Source organism: Aeromonas sanarellii, from assembly GCF_000820085.1.
Classification (GTDB): domain Bacteria; phylum Pseudomonadota; class Gammaproteobacteria; order Enterobacterales; family Aeromonadaceae; genus Aeromonas; species Aeromonas sanarellii.
In genome coordinates this window covers 80,057-100,647 of the sequence record NZ_CDBN01000091.1, presented here as the reverse complement: position 1 = coordinate 100,647, position 20,591 = coordinate 80,057, and the positions used below count along the sequence as shown (strand labels likewise).

The window sequence follows — 20,591 nt, the reverse complement described above, 5'->3', positions numbered from 1 at the left end:
CCTTTTACTCTCAACCCATTCCAAGAGAAGGAGCCAACCATGACCAGCGAGATCCAAGCCCCCTACAGGTTGATCCTGGCCGAATCAGAGCAGCAGGTCATGGCGCTGCAAGCCTATATCCAGGCCGCCTACACCCTCGAATTCAACGCCCGCATCCCCCATTTTCTGCCCTGCCTGCTCGGACTCTACCGGGCAGACGGCGTGCTGGTCGGCGCCTGCGGCCTCAACCAGGCCAGCCATGGCGAGCGTGAGCATCCCCTCTATCTGGAGCAGTACCTGGAACAGCCCGTCGAGGCCGCCATCGAGACCCGCCTCGGGGTACGTCCGGCCCGCAGCCGCATCATCGAAGTGGGCAACCTCGCCTGCCGCGAGCCGGGCAATGCCCGCCTGATGTTTGCCGCCCTGTGCCGGCTGCTGTGCGACAACGCCCTCGACTACGTGGTGTTCACCGGCACCGCCAAGCTTCGCAACAGCTTTGCCCGGCTGCGCCTCAACCCGGTGGAGCTGGCACTCGCAGAGGCCCACCAGGTCGGGGCAGACGCCAGCGCCTGGGGGGAGTACTACCGCTGTCAGCCCAGGGTCATGGCGGGCGACCTCAACCAGGGGCGCGAGGTGCTCGCCCAGAGCAGCCTGCTGCTCAACCTGCTGGGGCCCATGCCCATGCTTTTTGACCAGGCCGGCCATGACAAGAGGTGCGCTCAATGAGCCTGTTCGACGCCATCGCCCGCCACGCCAGCCTGACGCCGCGACAGCCCGCACTGCAAGGCAGCCAGGGAGAGCTGGATTACCGGACCCTGTGGCAGCAGATCCAGCGCCTGGCCGACCGCTTGCAGCACGCCGGCATTCGCCGCCTGGCCCTGCAGCTCGACAACGGTCTGCCCTGGGCCCTGATCGATCTGGCCTGCACCCGGGCCGGGATCGTGGTCATCCCCGTGCCTCACTTCTTCAGCCCGGCGCAGCAGGCCTGGCTGCTGGAAAGCAGCGGGGCCGATGCCCTGGTGGGACCCGAGCACCAGGGATGGCAGGCGGCCGCGCCGTTCGTGCTGATGGCAGGCAGGCCGGATGAGCAGGCCGTGCCCCTGTGGCGCCGCATCCCAACCAGCCTGCCCGAGCTGCCGGCGGGCACCGCCAAGATCACCTATACCTCGGGCACCACTGGCCAGCCCAAGGGGGTCTGCCTGTCGCTGGCGCAGATGACGGCGGTCTGCGAGTCTCTGGCCGAGCGCGTCGCCCCGGCCAGGGTGGAACAACACCTGACCCTGCTGCCGCTCACCACCCTGCTGGAGAACCTGACCGGTCTCTACGTGCCGCTGCTCACCGGTGCCAGCAGCCGCATCCCCTCCCTGGGGGAACTCGGCTTCTCGGGCTCCAGCAAGCTGGATCCCGCCACCCTGGCTCAGGCCCTGTTGCGATGGCCCAGCCACAGCCTGGTGCTGGTGCCCGAGTTGCTGCGCCTGCTGTTGGCCCTGTGCGGCGCCAATCCTGTGCTGGCCGAAGGGCTCAGGGGGCTGCGCTTCGTCGCCGTCGGTGGCGGCAAGGTCGCCCCCGATCTCATCGGCCATGCCCGTGCGGCGGGGTTGCCGGTCTACGAGGGGTACGGGCTGTCGGAGTGCGGCTCCGTGGTCGCCCTCAATGGCCCCCTGGGGGATCGCCCGGGCAGCGTCGGCCTGCCCCTGCCCCACTGCCGGGTGACGATCGCCGCCGACGGCGAGGTCATGGTGAGCGGCAGCGCCATGCTGGGCTACCTGGGGGAAGAGGGCGCCGCGGCCAACCCGCTTGCCACAGGCAAGCCTGCTGACCCGCAGATCGCCACCGGCGATCTGGGCCATCTGGACGAGGAGGGCTATCTCCACATCACGGGGCGCAAGAAGAACGTGCAGATCACCGCCTTCGGCCGCAACTTCTCGCCGGAATGGGTGGAGGCCCAGGCCCAGCTCTGCCCGGCCATCGCCCGCATCGTCATCTTCGGCGACGGCCAGCCCGCCAACGTGGCCCTGATCCAGCCGCTGCCGGGCAGCCAGTCCCAGCTGGCCGAACAGATAGCCCGGCTCAACCGGCAATTGCCCGACTACGCCCGCATCCATCACTGGCTGCCGGTGGCGCTGGATCAGCACCCCGGCCTGCTGACCGCCAACGGTCGCCCCCGTCGCAACGAGATTTATCAGCACTTTTCCCGGCAGATCGACCAATGCCTGACACAAGGCCTCACAGGAGAATCTTCATGAGTTTCTATCAGACCCTGCAACAAGCCACCGCCGGCGAGCGCGAGCGCCTGTTCAATGCTCCCATCATCGAGGCCTGCCGCCGTGGCGACATCAGCCGGGAGACCTACCTCGCCTTCCTGGCACAGGCCTATTACCACGTGCGCCACACGGTGCCGCTGCTGATGGCCACCGGCGGCAGGCTGGGGCAGGAGTACGAGTGGGTGCGCGGCGCCATCCGCGAGTACATCGACGAGGAGTACGGCCACCAGGAGTGGATCCTCAATGACATCCGCGCCTGCGGCGGCGATGCCGAGGCGGTGCGCCACGGCCGGCCCGGGCTCCCCATCGAGCTGATGGTCGCCTTCCTCTACGACCAGATCCAGCGCGGCAACCCCATGGGCTTCTTCGGCATGGTGCAGGTGCTGGAGGGCACCAGCGTCGCCATCGCCCTGACCATCGCCGATCAGCTCAGGAGCGGTCTGGGTCTGCCGCCCCAGGCGATGAGCTACCTCAGCTCCCACGGCGCCCTGGATCAGGAGCACCTCAAGTTCTTCGAATCCCTGATGAACCGGGTGGAAGACCAGGCCGATCAGGCCGCCATCATTCACGCGGCCCGCGTGGTCTACCGCCTCTATGGCGACATGCTCTATCAGCTCACGGGATCCGGCCAATGAAGCTCGAAGGAAAACGCATACTGCTCACCGGCGCCAGCGGCGGCATAGGCGAGGCCCTGGCCATGGAGCTGGCGGCCCAGGGCGCACACCTGCTGCTGCACGGACGCAGGGCCGGCGCCCTGGAACGCCTGCGCAAGGAGCTGCCGCATCCGGAGCGCCACCAGACGGTGACCGCCGATCTGGGCTCGCCCCAGGAGCGGGCCAGGCTGTTGCAGCACCCGGCCCTGGACGAGGGGCTGGACGTGCTGATCAACGGCGCGGGCTGCAACCAGTTTGCCTGGCTGGAGGATCAGAGCAGCGAGCAGGTCGAGCGCCAGCTGCTGCTCAACGTCGAGGCCCCCATCCAGCTCACCCGCGCCCTGCTGCCGAGGCTGCGCAAGCCCGCGATCATCATGAACATAGGTTCCAGCCTGGGGGCCATCGGCTATGCCGGGTACAGCGTCTACTGCGCCAGCAAGTTCGCCCTGCGGGGCTTCAGCGAGGCGCTGGGGCGGGAGCTGGAGGGCACCGGCATCAAGGTGCTGCACTTCGCCCCCCGCGCCACCCGCACCCACCTCAATTCCGAGGCGGCCTACGCCATGAATGCCGAGCTCGGCACCCACACCGACAGCCCCCAGGACGTGGCCGAGGAGGCCGTCATCGCCCTGTGCAACGAGACACGCCGCAGCTGGCTCGGCTGGCCGGAGAAGCTGTTCGTGCGGCTCAACGCCCTGCTGCCCGCCGTGGTGGACAGGGCGCTGGCCAGACAGCATCCCGTCATCGAGCGCCACGCCCGCCGCTCGCTCCCCCTTGCCACCGGGCACCAGAGCCCGCCCCCCTGTGCCACGAACGAGAAGGAACATTGAGATGAAACACGCCACATCCCCCCGTATCGCCCTGGGCGCCCTGCTGCTCACCCTGGGAATCATGCAGGCCCAGGCCGCCGATGCCCTGCCCACCATCCAGCAGCAGTGGGCCCACTGCCAGTACCAGCAGACCGGCAAGGCCAAGGAGAGCTGCCTGGAGACCCTGAGTGCAAAGGCCGATGAGGCGAGCGCCAAGGAGGCGTTTCGCACCGATCTGCTGATCTGGTCCGCCATCGTCAAGAGCACCTGGGCCGGCGCCAAGGGTGGCCTGGGAGCGCTGGGCCTGGTGAAGGAGGCCAAGGCCAGGCTGGAGATCGCCATCAAGCAGGATCCCGCTGCGCTGGACGGCTCGGCCTACACCAGCCTGGGCTCCCTCTACTACCAGGTGCCGGGCTGGCCGGTCGGGTTCGGCGATGACGAGAAGGCGGAGCAACTGCTCAAGCAGGCGCTGGCCATCAACCCCACCGGCATCGACCCCAACTTCTTCTACGGCGACTTCCTGCTGGATCAGGGGGACAAGGTGCAGGCAAGGATCTACCTGGACAAGGCCCTGGCCGCCCCCGCCAGACCGGGCCGCGAGGTGGCGGACGAGGGGCGCAGGGCGGAGATCCGCGAGCGCCTCGCCAAGCTGTAAACGCAAGCAGATCAGTGCGCTATTTAAACTCTGCCCACCAGCTTGCATACTGGTGGGCAGTGTCGTTTGAGGGAGAAGATAATGCGGATCCTGTTGGTGGAAGATGATGTGATGCTGGGGGACGGCATGGTGGATGCCCTGCGCGGCAGCGGCTACACGGTGGACTGGCTGCAACAGGGGCTGCCCGCCCTGTCGGCGCTCAAGAGCGAGGAGTTCGCCGCCCTCATCCTTGACCTCAACCTGCCGGATATCGACGGCATCAGCCTGCTGCGCAAGCTGCGCCGGGAAGGGCAGACCCTGCCGGTGCTCATCCTCACCGCCCGGGATGCCCTGGACGACCGGGTGCTGGGGCTCGATGCGGGCTCCGACGACTACATGGTCAAGCCCTTCGCCCTGCAGGAGCTCAACGCCCGCCTGCGCGCCCTGGTGCGCCGCAGCAAGGGGCAGGCCCAGGCCGAGCTGGAGTACGGCGAGCTGCTGCTCTATCCGGCGTCACAGCAGGTCACCTATCGAGGCGAGCCGGTCAGGCTGACCCCCCACGAATACAAGCTGTTGCAGGAGCTCATCACCCAGAGCGGCCGGGTCCTGAGCCGGGATCAGCTGCAGCAGAGCCTCTACGGCTGGGACGAGGGGGCCGAGAGCAACGCGGTGGAGGTGCACATCCACCACCTGCGCAAGAAGTTCTTCCCCGAGCTCATCCGCAACATCCGCGGCGTCGGCTACATAGTGCCCCAGCTCGATGTCACGGGCGGCAAGGGAGCCCCGGCCCCATGAGTCGCGTCCGCTCCATCCGCCGCTTCCTGCTCTCCGGCATCCTGGCCCTGGTCAGCGTCAGCCTCGCCGTCAGCGGCCTCATCGGCTATCTGGAGGCCAATCACGAGATGGAGGAGCTGTTTGATGCCCGTCTGGCCCAGTCCGCCCGCATCACCAACCAGCTGCTCGACCGCTATCTGAAACAGCGCGGCGACCTGCCGAGCAACGGCGCCATCTATCAGGAGTGGGAGCAGGCCGTGCCGAACGCCCCCCACCAGGAGCCGAGCGGCTTCGGCCAGATCGGACAGGACAACGAGTTCACCCCCTATGGCCACGAGTTCGAGCGCAACCTCACCTTCCAGCTGACCGACGGCGAGGGCAACATACTGCTGCGCTCCCCCAGCGCGCCGCGCCAGCTGTTCGGCAAGCCGGAGCTGGGCTTTGGCGCCGTGCATCGCGACGGCCACGACTGGCGCACCTTCACCCTCTACAACGAGGATGAGCAGACCTGGCTCATCGTCGCGGAGCGGGACGACGAGCGGGGCGAGCTGGCCAGCAAGATGGCCACCCTCACCATGCTGCCGCTCTTCATCACCCTGCCCTTCCTGCTCGGCCTGCTGTGGTGGCTGGTCACCCGTGGCCTGGCCCCGCTGCACTTGCTGGCGCAAGCCATCGGCGAGCGGCACCCCGCCAACCTGAGCCCGCTCAACCTGGCCATCAAGGCCGAGGAGTTGACGCCGCTGGTGGGGGAGATCAACCGCCTGATGCACACCCTGGCCGACACCCTGGAGCGGGAGAAGCAGTTCACCAACGAGGCGGCCCACGAGCTGCGCACCCCGCTGGCGGTGCTGCGCATCCACAGCGAGAACGCCATGGCAGCCGAGGATGAGCAGAGCCGCGAGCAGGCGCTGCGCAAGATGCAGCTGGCCCTGGATCGCAGCGATCGCCTGATCCGCCAGCTGCTGACCCAGGCCCGCATCGACAACCAGCAGACACCGGCGCTCGCCAGCCTGGCCCTGGAGCCGCTGCTGCAGTCCACCCTGGCCACCCTGGCCCCCATCGCCCTGAAGAAGGACCAGCAGCTCTCCCTGGAGGGCGCCGGCCACCTGCAGGTGATGGGGCAGGCCATGCTGCTGGAGCTGATGTTCGGCAACCTCATCGACAACGCCCTGCGCTACACCCAGGTGGGCGGCGAGATCGCCGTAGTGGTCAGCCAGGAGGGCAACCGGGTCCGGGTGGATGTGCGGGACAACGGCCCCGGCATCCCCACCGCCGCCCTGTCACGGCTGTGCGAGCGCTTCTTCCGGGTCAATCCCCAGCAGGGGGACGGGGTGGGGCTCGGCATGGCCATAGTCCAGCGCATCGCCCAGCTTCACGGGGCGGATCTCGACATCCACAACCGGCCTGAAGGGGGGCTCGAAGTGAGCGTGCTGCTGCCCTCCCCCCTGCGCCCTGCCTGAGCTGCACCGCCCGCATTCCAGCCATGAAAAACGGGGGCCAGGCCCCCGTTGTTCATCTCCACGGAACATCAGCGGCAGCTGGGCTGCACCGTGAAGGTCCGGCTCGCATCCACCGGCCCCAGCTCCGCCAGCAGCCGGCGTCCCAGCAGCACGGGGTAGATCATCTCGCTGCGATCCCGCAGGGTGAACCACTCCTTGTAGACCTTGTCGCCGACGCAGATGCTCATGGTCACCGTGGGCCTCTGCTCCATGCCGCCGGCACCGCGCACCGTCACGCTGCGCTCCACCGGCCGCTCCAGGGTCTGGCGCACCGCCTTGTCGGTGTTGGCATCGGTCAGCGCCAGGGTGAAGCGCACCCAGGGCTTGCCGTCGCGCTTGAAGTGGTGAAGCTCCCGCGCATCGAGGGAGGAGGTGAGCGCCCCGGTATCCAGCTTCATCTTGACCGCCACCCCGTAGGGCATGATCACCCCCTTCTCGATCCAGCCGTAGCTGACCGGCGCCGCCACCGCACTGCCACACAGGGCCCACATCATGACCGCGCTCGCCATTCTCTTGCTCATCTCGCTCTCTCGCCTTGCCGATGTTGCGCCCAGATGTACCACAGCCATCCGGCGGGTCAACCGGATTCCGGGCCCGGGGCGAACCGCCCCCGGCCACCCCGATGGCAGGCGACAGGCCGTGCCGGACACAGTGCATGCCCCCACAGAGAGGGGAGGAACAGAAAGAAATGGGGGGAGGAAGGTGCTGGATGACACTGGCTGCCATCCTGAGGTTGTGACGCCAAAGGCTACCACAAGGCCTCGTGAATTATCAGTCTTGTTCCGGCGGGATTTTTCCCTACACTGTTGTAAACCGGAGGCCTTGAAAACCTGCGGTTTTTTTGTGCCTGCCGAAAATTTTGCCCACTGCAACAGTGACTTTCACAAGGCTCAATAAGGAATTCGCAATGCGTATCGAAGAAGACTTGAAGCTCGGTTTCAAGGATGTACTGTTCCGCCCCAAGCGCTCTACCCTCAAGAGCCGTTCCCAAGTAAGCCTGACCCGTCAGTTCACCTTCAAGCACACCCAGACCCAATGGCAGGGGGTGCCCGTTATCGCCGCCAACATGGATACCGTCGGCAGCTTCGCCATGGCGCGCACCCTGGCCGGTTTCGAGATGATGACCGCGGTACACAAGCACTACAACCTTGAGCAGTGGCAAGCTTTCGTCAACGAGACCGATCCGGCGCTGCTGGGCCATGTGATGGTCTCCACCGGCACCTCGGCTGAAGATTTCGCCAAGACCCGCCAGATCCTCGCCATGTCCGAAGCTCTGCGTTTCATCTGTGTCGACGTGGCCAACGGCTACTCCGAACACTTCGTCGAGTTTGTGCGCAAAATTCGTGAAGCCTGCCCCAACCACGTCATTCTGGCGGGCAACGTGGTGACTGGCGAGATGGTCGAAGAGCTGATCCTCTCCGGCGCCGACATCGTCAAGGTCGGCATCGGCCCGGGCTCGGTCTGCACCACCCGGGTCAAGACCGGGGTCGGCTATCCGCAGCTCTCCGCCATCATAGAGTGTGCCGATGCGGCCCACGGCCTCGGCGGCCAGATCGTCGGTGACGGCGGCTGCACCTGCCCGGGCGATGTCGCCAAGGCCTTTGGCGGCGGCGCCGACTTCGTGATGCTGGGGGGCATGCTGGCGGCCCACGAGGAGTGCGGTGGCGAGATCGTCGATGTAGACGGCGAACCCTTCATGAAGTTTTACGGCATGAGCTCCTCCAGCGCCATGGACAAGCACGCCGGTGGCGTCGCCGAATACCGCGCCTCCGAGGGTAAAACCGTGCTGCTGCCCTACCGCGGTCCGGTCGAGAACGCCGTGCGCGACATTCTGGGCGGCGTGCGCTCCACCTGTACCTACGTAGGCGCCAGCCAGCTGAAAGAGCTCACCAAGCGCACCACCTTCATCCGGGTGCGGGAGCAGGAGAACAACGTCTACGGCAAGGAGTAACGGGAACCCCAGCCCTCCCCTTCACCAGGGGAGGGCGTGTTGACTCCTCCCCCTTTCGAAGGGGGACGCTGGGAGGGGGTTGGCGGCCCGACCGTTAGAAGCCGAGTCACCGGTGTGCTACCCTGCGCACCGGTTTTTTTGCATCTGGACCCCGACATGAGCAGCCCCCTGCCCCCCTTTGACTGGGATATCTTCTGCGCCGTGGTGGACAACTTCGGCGACATCGGCGTCACCTGGCGGCTCGCCCGTCAGCTTCAGCGGGAAGGCCACGGCAAGGTCAGGCTCTGGGTGGACGATCTGGCCAGCTTTGCCCGCATCTGCCCCGGACTGGATCCCGCACAAGAAGCCCAGTGGGTCGAGGGGATCCATATCCAGCGCTGGCACGACGCGCTGCCCGCCAATGCCGTGCCGGCACGCGTGGTGATCGAGGCCTTCGCCTGCGCCCTGCCCGCCCCCTTCATTGCGCACATGGCCGAGCAGAGCCCGCCCCCCTGCTGGATCAACCTGGAATATCTCAGCGCCGAGGCCTGGGTCGAGGATTGCCACGGCCTCGCCTCCCCCCAGCGGGTCGACAGCCAGAGCCTCGACAAGTATTTCTTCTTCCCGGGCTTCACGCCGAGAACTGGCGGCCTCTTGTGCGAGCAGGGGCTCATCGCCGAGCGGGATGCCTGGCAGCAGGATGACACGGGGCTTGCCACCTACTGGGCCAGCCTGGGCCTGCCACCCAAACGAGAAAACGAGCTGAGGGTCAGCCTCTTTACCTATGAGAGCGCGGCGCTCAGGAGCCTGGTCCAGCGCTGGAGCCAGAGCGCCACGCCGGTCACCCTGCTGCTGCCGCTCGGGCGCGCCCTCGAGGACGTGCTCACCGGGGCCGGGCTGGCAGACGCCATCCCTACGGCCCAAGCGGGAGATCTGCTGCAGGCGGGGAGCCTGTGCATCAAGCTGCTGCCGATGACGGATCAGGCCGGTTACGACCGGCTGCTGTGGAGCTGCGATCTCAACCTGGTGCGGGGGGAAGACTCCTTCGTGCGGGCCCAGTGGGCGGCAAGGCCCTTCCTGTGGCACATCTATCCCCAGGACGACGAGGCTCACATCGCCAAGCTGGACGACTTCCTCACGCACTATCTGGCGGCGCTGCCGACCGACGCGGCGCTGTGGCTGCGCGCCTTCAATCACGCCCTCAATCATGGGCACGATGTGCGCGAACTCTGGGCCCAATGGCCGATCCATGCCGCACACTGGCAGCAACATGCGCGAGCCTGGTCACAGAAGTTGCTCGCCGAGGGGGATCTCGTCACGAGGTTGGTGAAATTTTTAGAAAGCCGTATATAATCTGGCAGTTTTTATCTGCCCGTATACGAACAGGAATTTTTTACATGAAAACCGCACAGGAAATCCGCGCTGGTAACGTCGTCATGATCGGTACCGAGCCGATGGTGGTCCAGAAAGCCGAATTCAACAAATCCGGCCGTAACTCCGCCGTGGTCAAGATGAAGCTGAAAGGCCTGCTGAACGGCAGCGCCACCGAGACCGTATTCAAGGCCGACGACAAGCTGGAAGTCGTTCAACTGGAGCGCAAGGAGTGCACCTACTCCTACTTCTCCGACCCCCTGTATGTCTTCATGGACACCGAGTACAACCAGTACGACGTCGAGAAGGACAACCTGGGTGACGCGCTGAACTACCTGGTAGACGGCATGGAAGATCTGTGTGAAGTGACTTTCTACAACGAGAAAGCCATCTCCGTAGAGCTGCCGACCACCATCGTTCGCGAAGTCGAGTACACCGAGCCGGCCGCCCGTGGCGACACCTCCGGCAAAGTGACCAAGCCGGCCCGCCTGAAGGGCACCTCCTACGAGCTGGCCGTTGCCGCCTTCGTGGAGATCGGCGACAAGATCGAAATCGATACCCGCACCGGTGAGTTCAAGCGTCGCGTCAACTAAGTTGACCCCTCGAACCCATTGCAAAAAGCGAGCCTCAGGCTCGCTTTTTTATTGGCCGTGTCACCGGACTGCCCCGCTCCGGCTGGCGACCGGCGACATGCATACCCGGGCCATGGCGCCCAGCCAGGCATCCCCCTTCAGAAATGGCCGCCGCCGCCGCTAACTGTAAGACCCATCCCGGGACAATCCACGAGGGGCCCATGGCCAGAGCGTTGTTACCACTGTTGTTGCTGAGTCTTGGCTGCCTGTACGGCGGGCTGGCGCGGGCCGGCGAGCCCGCCCCCCTGGTGCCACCCGACTACTGGCAGAATGGCGACTGGCAAGGGGTGCCTGACAGCACCCAGGTCGACAAGCAGCGGGTGCTGTTCGCCAGGCACGACGGCGACAGCTATCTGGGGCTCGCGATCCTGCTGCCTGACTGGCAGCGAAGCGGCCAGCTGTGGCAACTGACCCGGGATCTGGGGCGGCTCGGCTTCGACACCCTGCTGCTGCTCCCCTCGCCGCAACAGACGGAGCTGGATCCCGCCGCCGAGAAGAAGCAGCAGGCCATCGACGATTTTCGCAAGCAGTTTGCCACCCGCATCAGCAAGCTCGGCGACGCCAAGCTGCAGGAGGGGGGCTTCAGGCTGCTGCTGGCACAGGGGACCAGCGCGGCCTGGGCCGCCAACCTCATCGCGAGCGAACAGCTGCCGGCCCCCGATGCCCTGGTCCTGCTCGACGGCTTCTTCCCCAATCAGCAGAGCAACCAGACCCTGGCCAAGCAGGTGGCACAGGCCAGCATCCCCACCTTGGACCTCTATCAGGAGGAGGGCAGCACCTGGCCTCTGCTGGCCGCCGAGGCGCGCAAGAGCGAGAGCCGCCGCAGCCACAAGCTGAACTATCGTCCCTATGCCCTGATGGATCTGGACGAGACGCCCGGGCGCATCCAGGGCTGGCTGACCCACCTGGGCTGGATCTGACCCCGTCGCCCTGGAGGCGGGCCTCTCCCGGACACGCTCCCGGGCTGGTCAGCGGCACGCCATCTTTGGCATCATGTCCGCACCAATGGCAGGAGGCTTCATGCAGCAAATCGTGTTTCTCGACAGCGACACCCTGGACGCCGGCATCAATCTGCGCCGCCCCGATTTTCCCCATCACTGGCAGAGCTACCCGACCACGGCGCCGGATCAGGTGGTGGAGCGGCTCAAGTGCGCCAGCATCGCCATCATCAACAAGGTCCGCATAGGCGCCGCCGAGCTGGCCCAGTTGCCGGAGCTGCGCCTGATCGCCCTGGCGGCCACCGGCAGCGACAACCTGGATCTGGAGGCCTGTCGCGCCGCCAATGTCGCCGTGTGCAATATCCGCAACTACTCGGGCCCCTCGGTTCCCGAACACGCCATGGCGCTGATGCTGGCCCTGTCGCGCAACCTGTTTGCCTGGCGCCAGTCCCTGCTGGAAGGGCGCTGGCAACAGAGCGGCCAGTTCTGCTTCTTCGACCACCCCATCACGGATCTGCACGGCAAGCGGCTCGGCATCATCGGCAAGGGCACCCTGGGGCAGGCCCTGGGGCAGCGGGCCGAGGCCATCGGCATGGAGGTGCGCTATGCCCAGAGCCAGATAGGGACTCCCGGCGATGACGACAGACTGCCCCTGGACGCCCTGCTGGAGAGCTCGGATGTCATCAGCCTGCACTGTCCGCTCACCCCCTACACCCGCCACCTCATCGGGGAGCGGGAGCTGGCCATGATGAAACCGGGGGCCCTGCTCATCAACGTGGGCCGTGGCGGCCTGGTGGACGAGCAGGCCCTGCTGGAGGCCCTCGGCAACGGCCGGCTCGGCGGCGCCGGTTTCGACGTGGCAAGCGTGGAGCCTCCGCCCCCGGACCATCCCCTGATGCAGGCCCTGCGCTACCCCAACTTCATCCTGACCCCCCACGTGGCCTGGGCCAGCGAGGAGTCGATGCAGCGGCTCGCGGATCAGCTGATCGACAACATCAACGCCTTCTACCTTGGCAGGCGCCAGCACCGCCTGGTCTGAGACCGCGCGGCGGGATCAAGAAAGGGGCCCAGGGCCCCTTTCTGTCGTCTTGTCGCGGCATCAGTCGTCATGCCATCTGTGCTTGCGGTGCTTCTTGTGATGCTTGTGGTGCTTGTAATAGCGCCTGTCGTCGTAATAGCGGTGGTTGTTGCTCTCGTGAGTGTCGCCGGTTTTGGCGCCGATGGCGGAGCCGCCGGCACCGCCGATGCCGGCCCCGATCAGGCGACCAGTGTCACCCCCGACGCTCTTGCCGATGGCGGCGCCCCCCAGGGCACCGACGGCCCCCCCGAGGGCGGCCTCATTCTTGTTGCCCCGGTTGGCCGTGGCGGCCCCACCGGCGGCACCGCCGATCGCCGCCCCCACCAGGGCGCCCGTGTCGCCGCCCAGCTCCTTGCCGATCATGGTCCCGGCCACCCCGCCAGCACCGCCGCCGAGTATGGTGTTGAGGGTCTCCGACGCCTGCACCTGGCCCGTCCCCAACAGCAGTGCACCCAGCAATGCCAGTGCGCTCACGCCATATGGTTTCATCTTCATGGGCTACTCCTGTCAAACCTGATGATTGATTATTTTCCCTGCACTATACAAAGCGGCCTGGCCAACGCTACCGGGGCAACGGGTCCGTCATCGCCGGGCCGTCTGTCTCCTCTTCGCGACACTCAGGAGTGAAATAGAGCAACCCAATGAAAATTAAACAAAAAAAAAGGTCACACGGGAAATTATCCCCGCTGTGACCCCGCACCCGGGCCCGAGGGCCCTTTTTATCATGATGACGGTCAGACAGATACTGTCACAACCTCCCCCTCGGAGGGAGGCCGGCTGGACGCCAGATGCCAGCAGTCCCGCCCCTGGTGCTTGCTCCGGTACAGGCATTCATCGGCCCGCTCGAGCAGGTTGGGAGCACCTTCCGGGTAATGCGCCCCTCCGGCGCTCAGGGTGATGGACGCCTCAAACTCGCGCCACTGCAGCGCCTGTACCCGGGCCAGCAGATGGGTCAGGCGGCACTCTACCTCACCCTGTTCCCAGGGCAGCAGGGCCGCAAATTCATCACCGCCGATCCGGTAGACCTGGGCCTCCCCCAGGGTCCTCGCCATGATGGTCGCCACCCGGAACAGCACGGCATCTCCCACGCCGTGGCCCCAGCTGTCGTTGACGCCCTTGAAGTTGTCCACATCGAACAGGACCAGCCAGTAGGGGACCGCCTCCTGATCCAGCCTGGCCCTGTCCTGATCGAAGGCCCGCCGGTTCATGATCCCGGTGAGGGGATCGTGCAGCAGGGCATCCTGGCCCTGGATCAGGCTGTTTCTCACCTGGTTGATCTCCCCCAGACTGCCGTGCACGAACCAGGTGCGCCGGCGCCGCTGGATCTCCAGCAGGGCCTCATCCTGGACGAGACCGCTGAGGGAGCCCTGCACCAGGGCCTGCTCCTGGCGGAATATTCGCACCAGAAACACCAGGCTGCACAGCCAGACGCACAGCAGCGCCAGCGCGGGCAACACCACCATCAGCAGGGTATCCTGCAGGTTTTCATGGAAGTGGGCAGGGGGCAGATAGAGATTGAGATCCCAGCCGATGTTCGTCAGCGGGTGCCTCAGGTGGCTGCCCTCCCAGATCACGTCCAGCCCGGCCACCTGCTTCTCAGGATCAAGGCCGACCGGCCGCAGCTGCAGATTGTGCCCCACCACCAGCTGCCCCCCCTTGCGCTCCGTGATGTAGAGGGCGGCCTTGTCCCCTCCCAGTGCCCGCCCCAGCGCCGCCTGCAGCGTGTTGAATGACATGTCCACCATCAGCAGCCCCAGCAGTTGCCCCTCGTCATCCCTGACGCGCTTGATCAGGGTCAGGACCTGGCTGGCGGAATCAAACTCCTCGTAGGGACCAAACCAGATGAGGTCGTCCCCCTCGCCGGAGAGCGCCTGATACCAGGGGCGCTTCTGTGCCTGATAGCCGGCCGGCGCCTGCCAGTGGGGGTAGCTGTCGAGACGATGGGTGCGGGCGTTGTAGAAATAGAGGAAGTGGGCGTCGTGCTTGAACTGGTGGGCGATGGCCCAGATCGGGTTGATGGCCGTCTCTCCCCGTGCGATGGCCCGCTTGTCCAGCGAGGACTCCAGCACGCCGAGCTGGCGCTGGTTGTCCTGCACCAGTTCATGGATCAGGGTGGCGTCGATGGAGGTGAGCATGTGGCCGTAGCCTGCCATGGTCTTGTCGATGCTGCGCAGGTAGCTGGCCGCCGCCAGCAGCAGGGTGGCGATCAACACCAGGACGCCGAGCAGGCACGACAGCGGGGTCAAGATGTAATAGCGTTCCTTGATGATAGTGGCAGCCATCCAACCCCCTATAAAATGTCATATGTCATGCATTTTATAGTTGAAACAACCACCAAGGTATTGATTGAAATCATTAACGTCTACTGTTAATGATAAAAAAGATATCAGCAGTCTCCGTCGACCATATGCGCTCCCGTCATGTGAATATCCATAAAAAGTAGAAACTGTCATCACCCTGCGTTGACGGTTTCCTGCGCGGAAGGTGTTATAGTCGATGGCTCGAGAGATCGGAGCCAGATGGCCTTTGCCGGCATGACTGGCGGCGATGATTCAGCAACCAAGGAGATGTTATGAGCAGTCCGTTTATCGAACAGATCAAAGTACGTCGTACCATCTATGCCCTGGGCAACCGGGTGACCCACTCCGAGGCCCAGCTGACGGCGCTCATCAAGGATGCCGTCAAGCACAGCCCCTCCTCGTTCAACTCCCAGAGCTCCCGTGCCGTCATCCTGTTTGGCGAGCAGCACCACAAGCTGTGGGACATCGTCAAGGCCGAGCTCAAGAAGATAGTCCCGCCAGAGGCCTATCCCCAGAGCGAAGCCAAGGTCAACGGCAGCTTCCGCTCAGGCTTCGGCACTGTGCTGTTCTTCGAAGACACCGCCGTCATCAAGGATCTGCAGCAGAAGTTCGCCCTCTATGCCGACAACTTCCCCATCTGGTCCGAACACGGCACCGGGATCGCCCAGTTCGCGGTCTGGACCACCCTAGCCCAGGAGGGCATAGGGGCCTCCCTGCAGCACTACAACCCGCTGATAGACCAGGCGGTCCGCCAGGAGTGGAACCTGCCTGCCAGCTGGCTGCTGCGCGCCCAGATGCCCTTCGGCAGCATAGAACAGCCGGCCGGTGACAAGACCTTCATCGACGACGACGTGCGCTTCCGGGTCTTCAAGTAATCCTGACGCCTCGCCCGCTCAAGCCCCCGTCAGTCGGGGGCTTTTTCTGCCCGCCTCTCAGGCCGTCAGCTGCACCTGCAGTTGGCCAGCGCCCTGCACGACCACAGTCACCCGGCCCCAATTCGGGATCAGGGCGGTGACCGCCGGATCGCACCTCTGGGTTCCCCCGACCTGCACCACCCGGCAGCCGGCCCGCAGCGCGCTGGCGATGCCCGCGGGCGCATCCTCGAACACCAGGCAGTCGGCGGGAGCCAGGCCAAGCCGGCTTGCGGCCAGCAGATAAGGCTCGGGATCCGGCTTGCCCCGCACCACGTCCTCGGCGCCGACCAGGAGGCGTGGCAGCGGCAATCCGGCGCTGCCCAGGCGGTGGCGCGCCACCCTGTGGCTCGCGGAAGTCACCAGGCTCCAGCGATCCGCCGGCAGGCCGTCGAGCACGGCGCGGGCCCCGGCGATCGGCTCTGCCGCCCCGCCGTGGCGGATCTCCAGCTCGTCGAGCAGGGCCACCTCAGACGCCAGGTCCAGCCAGGGAGCCAGCGCCCGGATCACCTCCCGCGAGCGCACCCCGTGGCACATGGCCAGCACGGGCTCCGGATCCAGCCCATGGCGCCGGCACCAGAGCCGCCACACGGCTTCCACCTCGCCGGTGGAGTGCACCAGGGTGCCGTCCATGTCCAGCAGCAGGGCTGCCGCCTCCAGAGTGAGCCCTGTCATGCGGCTCTCCCCGCCAGCACATCCACGAAGGCCTGCCGCTGGACCGCCTCTTCGTAGCAGGCGAGCGCCTGCTCGGCATTGCTCGCCCACACCGGCACGGGCCCCACGACAAACCCCTGCTGCAGCAGGCTGGTCAGCAGCTCCCCCGTCTCCGGCGCGGCCAGTGGCTGGGCCATCACCAGGCTCCCCTTGATCAAAAACAGATAGCGTTCGCTCGACATGGCATGACTCCTTGTGGCTGGTCAGCGGGCAAGAAGGCCCGTTTCTAGACCATTAGAACAAGGCAGTTAGATAATTTATAATCAATAAATCGCCACATTGGATAACCAAATGGAATGAGATTCGACCTGAGGCAGTTGCAGGCATTCGTGATGCTGGCCGAGACCGCCAACTACCGGGAGGCGGCCAGCCGGCTCTTCGTCACGCAACCGGCCCTGACCAAGCAGATCCAGGGGCTGGAACTCGCGCTCGGCAGCACCCTGTTCAACCGGGGCCGCCATGGCGCCGAACTGACCGCCATCGGTCTCCAGCTGCTTCCCCAGGCCCGCGCCCTGGTGGATCACGGCAAGGGATTCGAGCAGCACGCCCTGGCTCTGGCGAGCGGCGCCGCCGGGCGCCTCAAGATAGGGTTCGGGATCTCCAGCTTCGCACTCGCCCCCTCCCTGGTGGCCCGCTTCAAGCAGCAGGTCCCGGACGTGCTGGTGCACCTGCAGGACATGACCTCCGCCACCCAGCAGGAGCTGCTGCTGGCGGGACGACTGCAGCTGGGCTTTATGCGTCGGCCAGACGCGCCCCAGTTGAGGGAGCACAGATTGCTGACGGACAGGCTGGTGCTGGCGGTGCCCACCCGGCTGATTGGGCCGGATCCCGCCGCCTTCGACGTGGCGCAGGCGCTGACCCGCCAGCCCCTGCTGCAGATGGTGGGCCATCGCTGCCCCGGTCTCAGCCAGCAGATCGCCCGCTTCCTCGGCGCCAACCGGCTGAACGGCATCATCCAGGAGGCGGAAGACATCCAGACCCTGGTGGCCCTGGTGGCCGCCGGTATCGGCAACGCCATCCTGCCCCGCAGCGTCGGCTTTATCGCGGGCAGGGAGGTGACCCTCTACCCCCTCTTCGGCCCCTGGTCCGAGTGGGAGATAAGCCTGGTGTGGAACCCGGAGTTTGCGGATCCCATCCGGGATCGCTTCCTGACCCTGGTCAGGGCGGAGCACCCAGAGCCAGGACAAGGCGGATAGGACGCGCGACTCCTCTAACGCAATGGAGGGCGTACGCCCTATACCAACCCCAGGGCGTAGCGCAGCGCCATCTCCTTGAGGGGGCCCGCCTTGTCCGCCAGATTGAGGGCCAGGTTGCGGGCGAGCTTGAGGGGCCCTATCTCGTTGCTGAACACCCCGTAGAAGAGATCCATCCCCGACTGCATCAGCAGGTTGTCCGGGCGGCGACGCCGCTCGTAGCGCGCCGCCAGCGCCGGTGCATGCCACTGGGCCCCCGCCTTGCCGAGCAACTCGGTCCAGCAGGCCACGTCCTTGAAGCCGAGATTTACCCCCTGCCCCGCCAGCGGGTTGATGGTGTGGGCGGCGTCGCCGAGCAGCACCACCCGACCGGCGCAATAGTCGTTGGCGTGGCGGCGCACCAGCGGGAAGCTCCCCTTGCCGGTGACGGTGAAGCCGCCGAGCCGGGCCGGGAAGTGGCGGCGCACCTCGGCGGCCAGGGCCTCGTGGCTCATGGCGGTGAGCGCCCGGATGCGGGCCGGGCTGTCGTACCACACCAGGGAGCCGTGGCGGCCCGGCAGGGGCAGGAAGGCGCGCGGGCCGCTCGGAGTGAACTGCTGCCAGGTGATGTCTTCCTGCTCGAAGTCGGTGTCGATATTGATCAGCATGCAGTGCTGGCGGTACTCGAAGCGCGACACCCCGATCCCGGCCAATTGGCGGGTGTGGGACTCGGCGCCGTCGCAGGCCAGCACCCAGCGGGCGCTAAGTTCGGTGCCATCGTCCAGGGTCAGCACGGCCTCTTCCGCACTCTGGCGCAGGCTTTTCACCGCCGCCGGGGTGTGGGTCTGGATGGTCGGGAAATCCTCTATCCTCTTGAGCAGGGCGAGCTGCACCAGCCGGTTCTCTATGATGTAGCCGAGCTGGGGCAGCCCCAGATCGGCGGCGTCGAAGCGGGTGGCGAAACCATCCAGCTCCCAGGTCTCCAGCCGGCGATAGGGACACAGCCGCATCTGTTGCAGGTATTGCCAGGCACCGGCCCGGGTCAGCAGCGCCACCGAGGCCTGGCTGATGGCGGAGACTCGCAGATCCAGCGGCTGCCCGGGGGCGTAGGGCTCGGGCAGCCGGGTCTCGATGACCCGCACGGAGAGGCCCTCTGCCGCCAGCAGACAGGCGGTGGCGGCGCCCACCATGCCGGCGCCGACGATGGCGATATCACACTGTTCCATAACTTGATTCCTGCAAGGAGTCGCCCCGCACGAGGGCGCAAGGGCCGAACCGAATGGGGCATGATAGCGCAAGGCGACGGGAGAAACAGTGCGCCAGTCGCGCAATTGCCGGCGGCCATCCCAGGCCGGGCACGGGGAGGCCGGGGGGCGGCGGCCGGCCCCAGACTGGTCAGCACCGGGATTGCGGAGTAAAATGGCCGGTCCTTTGACCCTGCCGATTTCAAAAACAGTCAAGAGAAGCGATGAGCAAGAAACTTCATATCAAGACCTGGGGCTGCCAGATGAACGAGTACGACTCGTCCAAGATGGCCGACCTGTTGGATGCCAGCAACGGCTACACGCTGACCGAGGAGCCCTCCGATGCCGACGTCCTGCTGCTCAATACCTGCTCCATCCGCGAGAAGGCCCAGGAGAAGGTGTTCCACCTGCTCGGTCGCTGGAAGAAGCTCAAGGCGAAGAAGCCGGGGCTGGTGATCGGCGTGGGCGGCTGCGTCGCCTCCCAGGAAGGGGACAATCTGAGAAAACGCGCCCCCTATGTGGACATCGTCTTCGGACCCCAGACCCTGCACCGCCTGCCGACCATGATCAAGCAGGTGCAGGAGGGCCATGGCGCCCAGGTGGACATCGCCTTCCCCGAGATAGAGAAGTTTGACAACCTGCCCGAGCCCCGCGCCGAGGGGGCCACGGCATTTGTCTCCATCATGGAAGGCTGCTCCAAGTACTGCTCCTTCTGCGTGGTGCCCTACACCCGCGGCGAGGAGGTGAGCCGTCCGCTCGACGACGTGCTCTACGAAATCGCCCAGCTCGCCCAGCAGGGGGTGCGCGAGGTGAACCTGCTCGGCCAGAACGTCAACGCCTACCGGGGCCCGACCTTTGACGGCGGCCACTGCACCTTCGCCGAACTGCTGCGACTGGTGGCCGCCATCGACGGCATCGACCGCATTCGCTACACCACCAGCCACCCCATCGAGTTCACCGACGACATCATCGAGGTCTATCGGGACACCCCCGAGGTGGTCAGCTTCCTGCACCTGCCGATCCAGAGCGGCTCGGATCGCATCCTGACCATGATGAAGCGCCCTCACACGGTGCTGGAGTACAAGTCCAAGATCCGCCGTCTGCGCGCCGTGCGCCCCGACATCACCATGAGTTCGGACTTCATCGTCGGCTTCCCGAACGAGACGGACGAGGACTTCGAGGCCACCATGAAACTCATCGAGGAGATCAACTTCGACATGAGCTTCAGCTTCATCTACAGCCCGCGCCCCGGCACCCCGGCCGCCGATCTGCCGGACGACGTGGACATGGAGGTGAAGAAGGCCCGCCTGACCCGGCTGCAGAACCGCATCAATCACCAGTCCATGCTCATCGGCCGCGCCATGCTGGGCTCGGTGCAGCGCATCCTGGTGGAGGGGCCGTCCAAGCTCGATCCCATGCAGCTTTCCGGCCGCACCGAGAACAACCGGGTGGTCAACTTCGAGGGGCCGCACCGCCTCATCGGCGGCTTCGCCGACGTGGAGATCACCGACGTGCGCCCCTACTCATTGCGCGGCCGCTTCATCCGCGGCGAGGACGAGATGAACCTGCGCATCGCCACGGCGCCGAGCGAGATCCTGGCCCGTCGCCCCGACAACGTGCCCGATGGGTTGGGGGTGGCCGCTTTTACCCCCGCTCCAAGCGAAATCCAGGTCCAATCCGGCCGCCCCGACA

The 20,591-nt window shown here is 65.9% G+C and carries 20 protein-coding genes and 1 pseudogene; 15 read left to right on the top strand and 6 right to left on the bottom strand.

Going from position 1 to position 20,591, the window contains the following annotated elements; genetic code table 11:
* The first annotated feature begins 39 nt into the window (after positions 1 to 39).
* From BN1132_RS16785 to BN1132_RS16755, 7 genes are all read left to right on the top strand, one after another.
* Complete coding sequence (locus BN1132_RS16785; RefSeq protein ID WP_042078939.1) at positions 40 to 705, top strand: thermostable hemolysin; 666 nt, start codon at positions 40 to 42, stop codon at positions 703 to 705.
* Positions 702 to 2,225 (top strand): AMP-binding protein, encoded by a 1,524-nt coding sequence (locus BN1132_RS16780; RefSeq protein WP_042078938.1) that lies wholly within the window; start codon positions 702 to 704, stop codon positions 2,223 to 2,225. Before BN1132_RS16785 ends, BN1132_RS16780 begins: the two co-directional genes overlap by 4 nt.
* Complete coding sequence (locus BN1132_RS16775) at positions 2,222 to 2,878, top strand: iron-containing redox enzyme family protein (protein WP_042078937.1); 657 nt, start codon at positions 2,222 to 2,224, stop codon at positions 2,876 to 2,878. The genes BN1132_RS16780 and BN1132_RS16775 overlap by 4 nt, the downstream gene beginning before the upstream one ends.
* Positions 2,875 to 3,723, top strand: a complete 849-nt coding sequence (locus tag BN1132_RS16770; protein WP_042078936.1) for an SDR family oxidoreductase — start codon at positions 2,875 to 2,877, stop codon at positions 3,721 to 3,723. Before BN1132_RS16775 ends, BN1132_RS16770 begins: the two co-directional genes overlap by 4 nt.
* Before the next feature lies 1 nt (position 3,724).
* Positions 3,725 to 4,357, top strand: a complete 633-nt coding sequence (locus BN1132_RS16765) for a tetratricopeptide repeat protein (RefSeq protein WP_042078935.1) — start codon at positions 3,725 to 3,727, stop codon at positions 4,355 to 4,357.
* Between the two features lie 81 nt (positions 4,358 to 4,438).
* Complete coding sequence (locus tag BN1132_RS16760; protein WP_042078934.1) at positions 4,439 to 5,131, top strand: response regulator; 693 nt, start codon at positions 4,439 to 4,441, stop codon at positions 5,129 to 5,131.
* Positions 5,128 to 6,570, top strand: a complete 1,443-nt coding sequence (locus BN1132_RS16755; protein ID WP_042078933.1) for an ATP-binding protein — start codon at positions 5,128 to 5,130, stop codon at positions 6,568 to 6,570. The genes BN1132_RS16760 and BN1132_RS16755 overlap by 4 nt, the downstream gene beginning before the upstream one ends.
* Before the next feature lie 68 nt (positions 6,571 to 6,638).
* Here the strand turns inward: BN1132_RS16755 and rloA3 are convergent, their stop codons facing one another.
* Positions 6,639 to 7,130 (bottom strand): retropepsin-like aspartic peptidase RloA3, encoded by a 492-nt coding sequence (rloA3, locus tag BN1132_RS16750; protein ID WP_042078932.1) that lies wholly within the window; start codon positions 7,128 to 7,130, stop codon positions 6,639 to 6,641.
* Between the two features lie 386 nt (positions 7,131 to 7,516).
* Between rloA3 and BN1132_RS16745 the strand changes: the two genes are divergently transcribed.
* From BN1132_RS16745 to BN1132_RS16725, 5 genes are all read left to right on the top strand, one after another.
* Positions 7,517 to 8,560 (top strand): GMP reductase, encoded by a 1,044-nt coding sequence (locus tag BN1132_RS16745; protein WP_042078931.1) that lies wholly within the window; start codon positions 7,517 to 7,519, stop codon positions 8,558 to 8,560.
* A 156-nt stretch (positions 8,561 to 8,716) separates the two neighbouring features.
* Complete coding sequence (earP, locus tag BN1132_RS16740; RefSeq protein ID WP_042078930.1) at positions 8,717 to 9,892, top strand: elongation factor P maturation arginine rhamnosyltransferase EarP; 1,176 nt, start codon at positions 8,717 to 8,719, stop codon at positions 9,890 to 9,892.
* A 44-nt stretch (positions 9,893 to 9,936) separates the two neighbouring features.
* A complete protein-coding gene (gene efp / locus BN1132_RS16735) occupies positions 9,937 to 10,503 on the top strand; it encodes an elongation factor P (protein ID WP_042078929.1) in 567 nt (188 codons plus the stop codon).
* A gap of 200 nt (positions 10,504 to 10,703) precedes the next feature.
* Positions 10,704 to 11,462 carry a DUF3530 family protein gene (locus BN1132_RS16730; protein ID WP_042078928.1) on the top strand — a complete coding sequence of 253 codons (759 nt, stop codon included), beginning with the start codon at positions 10,704 to 10,706 and terminating at the stop codon, positions 11,460 to 11,462.
* 100 nt (positions 11,463 to 11,562) lie between these two features.
* Entirely contained in the window at positions 11,563 to 12,519 is a 957-nt protein-coding gene (locus tag BN1132_RS16725; RefSeq protein WP_042078927.1) for a D-2-hydroxyacid dehydrogenase, read from the top strand.
* Between the two features lie 60 nt (positions 12,520 to 12,579).
* On the opposite strand, the gene BN1132_RS16720 is transcribed toward BN1132_RS16725, so the two are convergent.
* Both BN1132_RS16720 and BN1132_RS16715 read right to left on the bottom strand, forming a co-directional pair.
* Positions 12,580 to 13,053 (bottom strand): glycine zipper domain-containing protein, encoded by a 474-nt coding sequence (locus BN1132_RS16720; protein ID WP_042078924.1) that lies wholly within the window; start codon positions 13,051 to 13,053, stop codon positions 12,580 to 12,582.
* 239 nt (positions 13,054 to 13,292) lie between these two features.
* Positions 13,293 to 14,840 (bottom strand): GGDEF domain-containing protein, encoded by a 1,548-nt coding sequence (locus BN1132_RS16715; RefSeq protein ID WP_042078923.1) that lies wholly within the window; start codon positions 14,838 to 14,840, stop codon positions 13,293 to 13,295.
* A 290-nt stretch (positions 14,841 to 15,130) separates the two neighbouring features.
* Here BN1132_RS16715 and BN1132_RS16710 point away from each other — a divergent pair, with 290 nt between their 5' ends.
* Positions 15,131 to 15,733 (top strand): nitroreductase family protein, encoded by a 603-nt coding sequence (locus BN1132_RS16710; RefSeq protein WP_042078921.1) that lies wholly within the window; start codon positions 15,131 to 15,133, stop codon positions 15,731 to 15,733.
* Between the two features lie 57 nt (positions 15,734 to 15,790).
* On the opposite strand, the gene BN1132_RS16705 is transcribed toward BN1132_RS16710, so the two are convergent.
* Positions 15,791 to 16,444, bottom strand: a complete 654-nt coding sequence (locus BN1132_RS16705) for an HAD-IA family hydrolase (protein WP_042078920.1) — start codon at positions 16,442 to 16,444, stop codon at positions 15,791 to 15,793.
* Positions 16,441 to 16,665 (bottom strand): hypothetical protein, encoded by a 225-nt coding sequence (locus tag BN1132_RS16700; RefSeq protein ID WP_042078919.1) that lies wholly within the window; start codon positions 16,663 to 16,665, stop codon positions 16,441 to 16,443. The genes BN1132_RS16705 and BN1132_RS16700 overlap by 4 nt, the downstream gene beginning before the upstream one ends.
* Positions 16,666 to 16,779: 114 nt before the next feature.
* On the opposite strand from BN1132_RS16700, the gene BN1132_RS16695 reads away from it, so the two are divergent.
* A complete protein-coding gene (locus tag BN1132_RS16695) occupies positions 16,780 to 17,679 on the top strand; it encodes a LysR family transcriptional regulator (RefSeq protein WP_042078918.1) in 900 nt (299 codons plus the stop codon).
* Positions 17,680 to 17,717: 38 nt separating this feature from the next.
* On the opposite strand, the gene BN1132_RS16690 is transcribed toward BN1132_RS16695, so the two are convergent.
* Complete coding sequence (locus BN1132_RS16690) at positions 17,718 to 18,881, bottom strand: FAD-dependent monooxygenase (RefSeq protein ID WP_042078917.1); 1,164 nt, start codon at positions 18,879 to 18,881, stop codon at positions 17,718 to 17,720.
* A 242-nt stretch (positions 18,882 to 19,123) separates the two neighbouring features.
* Here BN1132_RS16690 and miaB point away from each other — a divergent pair.
* Positions 19,124 to 20,551 (top strand): annotated as a pseudogene (gene miaB / locus BN1132_RS16685) (tRNA (N6-isopentenyl adenosine(37)-C2)-methylthiotransferase MiaB); the annotation flags it as partial.
* Between the last annotated feature and the right edge of the window lie 40 nt (positions 20,552 to 20,591).

What these genes read in the sequence shown, in the direction of transcription:
- BN1132_RS16785 (WP_042078939.1), top strand. Translation starts at nt 40, where the DNA reads ATGACCAGCGAGATCCAAGCCCCCTACAGGTTGATCCTGGCCGAATCA.
- BN1132_RS16780 (WP_042078938.1), top strand. Translation starts at nt 702, where the DNA reads ATGAGCCTGTTCGACGCCATCGCCCGCCACGCCAGCCTGACGCCGCGA.
- BN1132_RS16775 (WP_042078937.1), top strand. Translation starts at nt 2,222, where the DNA reads ATGAGTTTCTATCAGACCCTGCAACAAGCCACCGCCGGCGAGCGCGAG.
- BN1132_RS16770 (WP_042078936.1), top strand. Translation starts at nt 2,875, where the DNA reads ATGAAGCTCGAAGGAAAACGCATACTGCTCACCGGCGCCAGCGGCGGC.
- BN1132_RS16765 (WP_042078935.1), top strand. Translation starts at nt 3,725, where the DNA reads ATGAAACACGCCACATCCCCCCGTATCGCCCTGGGCGCCCTGCTGCTC.
- BN1132_RS16760 (WP_042078934.1), top strand. Translation starts at nt 4,439, where the DNA reads ATGCGGATCCTGTTGGTGGAAGATGATGTGATGCTGGGGGACGGCATG.
- BN1132_RS16755 (WP_042078933.1), top strand. Translation starts at nt 5,128, where the DNA reads ATGAGTCGCGTCCGCTCCATCCGCCGCTTCCTGCTCTCCGGCATCCTG.
- rloA3 (WP_042078932.1), bottom strand. Translation starts at nt 7,130, where the DNA reads ATGAGCAAGAGAATGGCGAGCGCGGTCATGATGTGGGCCCTGTGTGGC.
- BN1132_RS16745 (WP_042078931.1), top strand. Translation starts at nt 7,517, where the DNA reads ATGCGTATCGAAGAAGACTTGAAGCTCGGTTTCAAGGATGTACTGTTC.
- earP (WP_042078930.1), top strand. Translation starts at nt 8,717, where the DNA reads ATGAGCAGCCCCCTGCCCCCCTTTGACTGGGATATCTTCTGCGCCGTG.
- efp (WP_042078929.1), top strand. Translation starts at nt 9,937, where the DNA reads ATGAAAACCGCACAGGAAATCCGCGCTGGTAACGTCGTCATGATCGGT.
- BN1132_RS16730 (WP_042078928.1), top strand. Translation starts at nt 10,704, where the DNA reads ATGGCCAGAGCGTTGTTACCACTGTTGTTGCTGAGTCTTGGCTGCCTG.
- BN1132_RS16725 (WP_042078927.1), top strand. Translation starts at nt 11,563, where the DNA reads ATGCAGCAAATCGTGTTTCTCGACAGCGACACCCTGGACGCCGGCATC.
- BN1132_RS16720 (WP_042078924.1), bottom strand. Translation starts at nt 13,053, where the DNA reads ATGAAGATGAAACCATATGGCGTGAGCGCACTGGCATTGCTGGGTGCA.
- BN1132_RS16715 (WP_042078923.1), bottom strand. Translation starts at nt 14,840, where the DNA reads ATGGCTGCCACTATCATCAAGGAACGCTATTACATCTTGACCCCGCTG.
- BN1132_RS16710 (WP_042078921.1), top strand. Translation starts at nt 15,131, where the DNA reads ATGAGCAGTCCGTTTATCGAACAGATCAAAGTACGTCGTACCATCTAT.
- BN1132_RS16705 (WP_042078920.1), bottom strand. Translation starts at nt 16,444, where the DNA reads ATGACAGGGCTCACTCTGGAGGCGGCAGCCCTGCTGCTGGACATGGAC.
- BN1132_RS16700 (WP_042078919.1), bottom strand. Translation starts at nt 16,665, where the DNA reads ATGTCGAGCGAACGCTATCTGTTTTTGATCAAGGGGAGCCTGGTGATG.
- BN1132_RS16695 (WP_042078918.1), top strand. Translation starts at nt 16,780, where the DNA reads ATGAGATTCGACCTGAGGCAGTTGCAGGCATTCGTGATGCTGGCCGAG.
- BN1132_RS16690 (WP_042078917.1), bottom strand. Translation starts at nt 18,881, where the DNA reads ATGGAACAGTGTGATATCGCCATCGTCGGCGCCGGCATGGTGGGCGCC.